This window comes from Mycobacterium hippophais (genome assembly GCF_027529605.1).
Taxonomy (GTDB): domain Bacteria; phylum Actinomycetota; class Actinomycetes; order Mycobacteriales; family Mycobacteriaceae; genus Mycobacterium; species Mycobacterium arseniciresistens.
Window position 1 is genome coordinate 1 of record NZ_JAPZPY010000028.1, and the last position, 801, is coordinate 801.

Annotated in this window: 1 protein-coding gene; it reads right to left on the minus strand. The window is 66.2% G+C overall.

Translation table 11 applies throughout. The features are described from left to right. On the minus strand, positions 1-801 hold an 801-nt coding region (locus O6P37_RS28390), incomplete at both ends, for an Ig-like domain-containing protein (protein WP_269897212.1).

The window sequence follows — 801 nt, forward strand, 5'->3', positions numbered from 1 at the left end:
GACGGTCATGGTGACGATGCCGGTGTTGGTGTTGCCGTCGGGGTCGCTGGCGTAGTACTCGAAGGTGGAGGTGCCGTTGAAGTTCGGTGCGGGGGTGTAGGTGATGGCGCCGTTTTCGTAGGTGACGGTGGCGCCGTCGGTGGCGTTGCCGACTCCGAGGAAGGTCAGCGGTCCGTCGGGGTCGGTGTCGTTTTGTAGTAGGACGGTCGGGTCGAGGACCTTGGTGGTGTCTTCGTCGACGGGGGCGGCGTCGGGTCCCATGGTGGCTCCGTCGTCGACCTGGACGACGGTCATGGTGACGATGCCGGTGTTGGTGTTGCCGTCGGGGTCGCTGGCGTAGTACTCGAAGGTGGCGGCGCCGTTGAAGTTCGGTGCGGGGGTGTAGATGATGGCGCCGTTTTCGTAGGTGACGGTGGCGCCGTCGGAGGCGTTGCCGACTCCGAGGAAGGTCAGCGGTCCGTCGGGGTCGGAGTCGTTCTGCAGCAGGACGGTCGGGTCGAGGACCTTGGTGGTGTCTTCGTCGACGGGGGCGGCGTCGGGTCCCATGGTGGCTCCGTCGTCGACCTGGACGACGGTCATGGTGACGATGCCGGTGTTGGTGTTGCCGTCGGGGTCGCTGGCGTAGTACTCGAAGGTGGCGGCGCCGTTGAAGTTCGGTGCGGGGGTGTAGATGATGGCGCCGTTTTCGTAGGTGACGGTGGCGCCGTCGGAGGCGTTGCCGACTCCGAGGAAGGTCAGCGGTCCGTCGGGGTCGGAGTCGTTCTGCAGCAGGACGGTCGGGTCGAGGACCTTGGTGGTGTC